This window comes from Streptococcus sp. SK643, from assembly GCF_000259505.1.
GTDB lineage: Bacteria > Bacillota > Bacilli > Lactobacillales > Streptococcaceae > Streptococcus.
Genome location: NZ_AJMM01000031.1, coordinates 115,341 through 122,003, shown reverse-complemented (window position 1 = coordinate 122,003; position 6,663 = coordinate 115,341). Strand labels below are relative to the sequence as shown.

General features: G+C 31.5%; 10 protein-coding genes. All 10 read right to left on the bottom strand.

The features are described from left to right. Positions 1-462, bottom strand: a 462-nt coding sequence (locus HMPREF1117_RS11355; RefSeq protein WP_001149602.1) for an NAD glycohydrolase inhibitor, incomplete at its 3' end; no start/stop codon positions are given. After that, the gene (locus tag HMPREF1117_RS11930) at positions 463-630 is read right to left on the bottom strand and encodes a hypothetical protein (protein ID WP_442852131.1); all 168 of its coding nucleotides are present in this window, start codon (positions 628-630) and stop codon (positions 463-465) included. Positions 631-713: 83 nt separating this feature from the next. After that, positions 714-1,373, bottom strand: coding sequence for a DUF6572 domain-containing protein (locus tag HMPREF1117_RS11350; protein WP_000836694.1), 660 nt, complete (start codon positions 1,371-1,373; stop codon positions 714-716). Continuing rightward, positions 1,354-2,259: a hypothetical protein gene (locus HMPREF1117_RS11345; protein WP_001227894.1), complete on the bottom strand. Its 906-nt coding sequence runs from the start codon at positions 2,257-2,259 to the stop codon at positions 1,354-1,356. The genes HMPREF1117_RS11350 and HMPREF1117_RS11345 overlap by 20 nt, the downstream gene beginning before the upstream one ends. 16 nt (positions 2,260-2,275) lie before the next feature. Then, positions 2,276-3,157 (bottom strand): hypothetical protein, encoded by an 882-nt coding sequence (locus HMPREF1117_RS11340; protein WP_000163163.1) that lies wholly within the window; start codon positions 3,155-3,157, stop codon positions 2,276-2,278. Between the two features lie 4 nt (positions 3,158-3,161). Next, positions 3,162-4,049, bottom strand: coding sequence for a hypothetical protein (locus HMPREF1117_RS11335; RefSeq protein ID WP_007557491.1), 888 nt, complete (start codon positions 4,047-4,049; stop codon positions 3,162-3,164). A gap of 16 nt (positions 4,050-4,065) precedes the next feature. Then, on the bottom strand, positions 4,066-4,749 hold the full coding sequence (locus tag HMPREF1117_RS11330; RefSeq protein WP_001169492.1) for a DUF443 family protein: 684 nt from the start codon (positions 4,747-4,749) through the stop codon (positions 4,066-4,068). Positions 4,750-4,821: 72 nt separating this feature from the next. Further along, positions 4,822-5,484, bottom strand: coding sequence for a DUF443 family protein (locus HMPREF1117_RS11325; protein ID WP_000411546.1), 663 nt, complete (start codon positions 5,482-5,484; stop codon positions 4,822-4,824). Then, complete coding sequence (locus tag HMPREF1117_RS11320; RefSeq protein ID WP_000460019.1) at positions 5,484-6,098, bottom strand: hypothetical protein; 615 nt, start codon at positions 6,096-6,098, stop codon at positions 5,484-5,486. Before HMPREF1117_RS11320 ends, HMPREF1117_RS11325 begins: the two co-directional genes overlap by 1 nt. Positions 6,099-6,165: 67 nt before the next feature. Next, a complete protein-coding gene (locus HMPREF1117_RS11315) occupies positions 6,166-6,651 on the bottom strand; it encodes a hypothetical protein (protein WP_000560653.1) in 486 nt (161 codons plus the stop codon). Positions 6,652-6,663 lie beyond the last annotated feature (12 nt).

The following is a 6,663-nucleotide window of genomic DNA, read 5'->3' as shown; positions in this document are numbered from 1 at the left end:
CGGACTACGGTCTAATACATTACAGAGTCTTTCATAAGTATACGTACGTTTCTGATCATCTGATAATTTTGAAATACTTTCTATAATATTTCTTACTAACTCATCTGTTTCAATAACAAAGGGAAGATTAGAATATTCAGTTAAAAACCAGTTTTGAATAGAGATATAATCAGTTACCTTATCTAATTTGACTAAGTCAATCGATAAGCTAAAATCCTTCAAGATGTCAAAAGTTCTTCTTGCTATATCCTCATCACCTTCTACATACAGAGGGAATAAGCAATATTCCATCAATACGCTAATGTCTGTACTGTCAAGTTCATAAGAATCTCGTTGCCGAAAACGATACTTAGTTTCTGTTCCTAGAAATGCTTCTGCTTCTTTCCCTTCCTTCATCACCTCTAGATAATGTTTGACAAAATATTTATAATTCTCTTTATTTTTCAATTTATATGCCTGCATTTAGTTACTCCATTGATTTATTCTGAAAATTCCTTCAATTTGCTCAATTTTATTAGTGCCTGGTTTATAGATACGTGGATTTTTGATTTCATAATAGCCTTGGCGTTCAATAGCGGATAGAAAATCACCGTAAGAATGCCCCTTCATATCAATTGACAGCATAAGCAGTTCGCTATTTAGAAATACTAAATAATCTTTTTATAAATATGGTCTCATTATACCACAAAAAGAGAGCGTTTCCGCTCCCTTTATTACTCCGGTAATTCTACTTTCAAACTCATATCCGAATTCTGCAATGTCTTCTGAACCGTTGCAAGAAAGGCTAGGCCATTATCCGATGGAGAATACTGGAATGTGATATGGATGACTTTTTTGTCAAAGTTATCGCCATATCGTTCTACATACTGCTTACTTTCGAGGAAGTAGATGTAGTTGTTAAGTTTTTCTTGCAAAATTTCCAGATGGACTGCTTCTGTCTCTTCCTGCCAACCGACTGGATCAACAAGGAGTAACTCTAAATGATTATCAACTATACCAATAGCGTCAAGTTCGCTAGGTTCTAGTTCTGAAACAATAGATTTGGTTACGATTTGGGTAAATTTTTCAGGAGAAAATATTTTTTGGTTATCAGATAAATCATTGAAAATTAAGTCAGGATTATTTTGTATAAAAATTTTATTCGACTCTTCTTGTGTATATTGTTTTTTAGATTTCCAAAAACCATATTGTGCATAATTCATCAACTCTTTACCAGTATGTTCTCCCGACATATAACTATCTGCAGCTTCTTTGGGGATTTCTTGAACTACTTCTGGCATAGTAATATTAAAAGTTGGATAACGCAAGAAAAACTTATCATCATCTTGACAAATTTCCAACATATCTTTTTGACTAGTATAAATCGACTTCATTTTTAATATCTATTAGCTCCTTGTGTTTTTTTAAATATTTTTTCCCATACCATTCCTCTACAGTCTTACCTTCCCACTCACGATATTCTTCAGGATATTTCCATTTGTAGAATGCTTGTAAATAGCTAGGAAATTCGATGTAAATTAGCATAGCAATGACAGCAATATTTAGGATAATCCATGTTATCAAAAGACCTAATCCTTCCAATGAAGTTGAAAATTTTATGGAAAAACTTTTTATAATAAAGTTTATAATGACTCCAATTCCCAAAAAACTCATTCCATAAATCGCTATCTTATTGGCAATTTTGTTGCGAAGAGAAGAGCCACTTCCATTACCATACATCAGTTTTTTAAGACTTTCAATTTCAAGGCTAAACATAAAATAGGCTAATATAGTAATAAAAACAAAAATAGCAGCAACCATCCAAATAGATAAAGTTGGTAATGACATATCAATCGCTAACAGATTAAATTCAAGACTAAGCCAAATTAGAAATGTGATGACATGAAAATGATTACGATAAGGCAGTATAAAAGCTTTTCTAAAAACTTTACCAATCAATATGATAAATACCCAAATTAAGAAACAGACTAGATATACCTCAGCTGTTAGTAATGGATGTTGATAGATAGGCAATCTTAAATCTTTAGGATCAGAGTTGTGCAAGGACAGCGAGAAAACAAGAATCATAAAGTTTATAATGATAGGACCGATAAGAGTCAAAACAATATTCTGAATATGAAGAACTAGTTTAGACTTTCCTTCCCTATAATATGTTTCTAACTTAGAGAAAACATTTCCTTTCTGATACTGTAAAAACCCATCATCTTCCAAATTCAAACTCTCTTCAAAACTAGCTTTAAAAATTGATTTCTTCCTCATACTCTTTGTCCAAATCCTATTTTAATAACTCCTTGTGTTTTTTTAAATATTTTTTTCCATACCACTCTTCTACAGTTTTCCCTTCCCACTCGCGGTATTCTTCAGGATATTTCCATTTGTAATAACCTTCTAAAAAGAAAGGAAACTCCATGAATACAATCATGGCGATTACACCAATATTTGATAGAATCCAAAATATAAAGAGACCTAAAACAGTTACGGAAGAGGAAAAATTAATAGAAAAAGCTTTGAAAATAAAATTAACAATCACAGCCAAGCCCAATATACCTGCTCCATAAATAGCAATACCTTTAGCAATTTTATCGAGTAAGGTAGGTGACTTAACTTCTCCATACATTCGTTTTTTCAAACTTCTAAGCTCCGTTCTTAACATTACATAAGCCAAGAATGCTAGAAGTCCAAAAAATACCAAGATCCCCCATATTGATAATATAGGTAAAGACATAGTTGTTGCCAGCAAATTAAATTCAAACACAAACCATATTATAAAAGTTATAATATGAAATCGATAACGATAAGGGAGAATAAACGTCCGTTTAAAGAATTTACCCATTAATACCAATAACAACCAAATTAACAAGCAAATTAAATAAAGCTCGACTGTTAGCAAAGGATACTGAGAAACTGGTAACCTTAAATCTTTAGGATCAGAATTTTGCAATGATAGGGTAACAGCAAGGAGCATGAAATTTGCACCTATCGGAAACAACAGACTAAGAATAAAAGTTTTAATACCAAACCAAAAAGAGGGTCTCCCTTTCTTAAAGGCTTTCCCAAGTTTATTATAATAATCTTTTTTCTGATACTGTAAAAACCCATCATCTTCCAAATTCAAACTCTCTTCAAAACTAGCTTTAAATAGCGACTTTTTTGTCATAAGTTTAATCCTCAATCTTCTTTTCTACTAATTCTGAGTGCTTTTTCAAGTATCTCTTTCCATACCACTCTTCTACAGTTTTCCCTTCCCAATCACGGTATTCTTCAGGATATTTCCATTTGTAGTAGGCTTGAAGGAAATAAGGTAAACCTATGAAAGCAACTACTGCAACCAGTAGAACATTACAAAAAATCCATAATAGCAAGAAACCAAATTCCTTTATTGAGCTTGACATATCTACTGTAAAGATTCCTAAAATACGCTTTATGATAATACCTGCTCCTAAAATCCCCATACCATAGAGAGAGATCATTTTTGCAATCTTATTACGGAAAGTATTTCCCGTGATCTCACCATACATGAGTCGTCTTAATCCTCTTAACTCAATATTCCATATCGCATAAGTGACGATCATAATGATTCCATAGATGCCAATCATTTCCCAAGTTGCAAGATTTGCTAATAGAATATCAAACACGATTAAATCAATTTCCAATAAGAACCAAATCATAAATGTAAAAGTATGAAACTGATAGCGGTATGGTAAAAGATAGACTCGTTTAATAAACTTTCCGAGTATGACTAAGAATAGCCAAATTAGAAGTAATATCAAAAAAACATTTACCGTTAATGACTCGTGCTTGGCTATTGGAAGAGTTAAAGTGTCACTTTCATGGAACGCCATGGATACAATAAGCAGTAGAAAGTTAAAACCAATAGGAAAAATAAGTGCTAAAATAAAACTTTTGATACAGAACCAAAGAGAGGCTCTCCCTTTTTTAAAATAGTTAGCCGTCTTATCATGTTGCTCTTGCTGTAACTTTCGAAGTCCATCATCTTCTAGATTCAAACTCTCTTCAAAACTTGCTTTAAAAATTGATTTCTTTTTCATACACATACACCTAAATTTAATTTTTACTTTGATTTGATAAAACATCAACTATCTCATATTCCCGTTCTTCTCCAGGTGCAAATGCAATGTTGACAGTCCCTAGAAATATGAACATTATTAACATCATTAAACAAAGCATGCTAATGTTCTTCAAATATATGAATGCCAGAGCAAATATAAGAGTTAAGGCAAAAATACATAGTCGCAATAGAAACATTTTGACATAAAAACGTAATGAATTTACTGGTTTTATCTTAAAATTAATAGATTGCTCCAACAATCTATTGAGTAATTTTTCCAAAGTTTTTTTCTTTTTAGAATATAAAAGTTGAAGCAAACTAAAAGACAATAATAGACCAATAACTACTAAAACCAAGCTAGTTACTATCGAAAGATTCACATAAAAGTTGGCAAATAAATCAATATGATTCATACTAGCCCAGGCATTCACAAAAACTGCTAATCCTGCGGCTAATGACGTTGGAAGGATAAATTTGCTCGCCTTAGAGTTTTTTTCTTCGATTTTAACAAGTTCTTCATCTGAAATAGCATAAACTTTCTGATAAAAATACCAGTTTAGAGGCAAACAGAAGTATCCGAGAAAATGTTTAGGAGATCTATCTAATAGATACTGTCTCCCCTGATAATGAAATAATAGGTATCGAAGATTCCCTTTATAATATAATTTTATTTTTTGCATTCTAATCCTTACTAATCTAAGAAAACATGAGTTCTTCCAAACTATGAGGAGTATCTCGATATAATCTACATCTTATTTTAGTATTTTATCATTTATTTTATATAAGTGATGACTTTCAGTTCCAAATGCAACATTAGAAGCCGATAAATATAGAAAGATGATGGCATTAGCCATTAAACCAAAAAGTAAGTTCCCTGAGTAAAAATAATACAAGGACATAAAAAATGCTAGTCCACCAAAAACCACTATAAATCCTAGCAACTGTTTAAAGTCAATTTTTACTGGCGTGATTTTATAGTATTGTAAATGCCTAAGTTCACGCCCTAGCAAGGAGGCCATCCTTCTTTTCCGAGAATAGTAAAATAATTCAACCAGAACATATGTTAAAAGAAAAGTCATTAAAAAGAGTGCCACTGTCGTAAAACTTGAAAGATTCGTTTCAAAATACTTAGTAATATCAATCTTGTTCACGCGTAACCAATTATATAAAAAGACACTCAGTCCAGCACCGAGTGAAACTGAAACAGTGAGTTTTGTAGCACGTCCATTTTTTTCTTTTATTTTACAGTACTCATCCGATGTAATAGGATACACATGTTGAAAGAAAAGCAAATTTATAGGTGGAAAAAGATATCCTATCAAATGACATGGCCTTCTATCAAGTAGATAGTATTGATGATTGAATTCAAATACTAAAAACCGAAAATTTCCATAAGTAAATCGAATTTTTTCCATCATTTCTCCTTAGTCACAAACAGAGCACTTCTACTTAGCCCCTCTGAACTATACCCTAGCAAAGTAGCCTCATATTGATCTCCTAGTCCATTAGCATCATTCAGTTGAATCAACCACTCCTTCATAGTTTTTAATTTTACAATTGATACATAGAAGGTTTGAAATATTCTGTTTGGTAGAGAAAAGAGATTGTATTCATTGTCACTTGCATCTATGTAATAAATTTTGTTTAACTCTGAAGAAAAATTTATTTTTCCTTTAGTCCTAGAGTCAACCGAATAAAAGTTATCAAGTTGTTCTCTAGTTAAGTATTCTTTCAGAATCTCGATATCCTCTATATCATTTATTAAAGTCATCAAGGGGAATTCGAAATCTGTAACACCTCTTTTAACAAAGATAGCAAAATAGAGATGCGCCAACTCCTTGTTACGAATTTTACAGTATTCTAAAATAACCCCTCTTTCATTTAGTGAAATAAAAAATTCGTCTTCTCTTTTTTCTACAATATAAATCATATCCACATTATCATATGCCTGCAACTTGTTATTTCTTAAAACAATTTCGACATTGCTGATAAACCTTTTCAAACTTACAATATATTCATTATCAAACATTATTATTTCTCCGGAATAGATTACATTTTTATTTTTTATATAGAATTGAAATTACAGCACCAAAAAATTACTTTTCAATAGTATTTAAAAAGTTATCAATATCTTTACCTTCTAAACTTTTTACCTTAACTCCCTGATCTTTAAAGATTCCTAAAGGTGTTTCGACTATTTTTAAGACCTCAATGTCTTTTCGACCAATCTCTTTTGCCCATTCTAATTTGTTTATCTGCTTGAATCCCAACTCATCCTTTATTTGATTTTGGCTGGTATCTGGTTTTATTTCAAACCAATCTTTCTCAATATTCCTTCGAATCATTCCACTACTAACATAAAAAGAATGCCCCTTATATTGAATCTCATAATGAATACTGTATAGATAGTCTAAATCTTCCATCTTGACGTTTTTAGAAAAGAAATCATCAAATTCCTCTCCCCAAGAATCTGTATAATTGCTAAACCCTCCATCTTTTGTATCACTAGTCAGGACAATCCAAACATTATTACTAAGACCTTTTGAAACATTATATTTTTTACCCCGATAAATCGCAATCATTATTCACTCCTA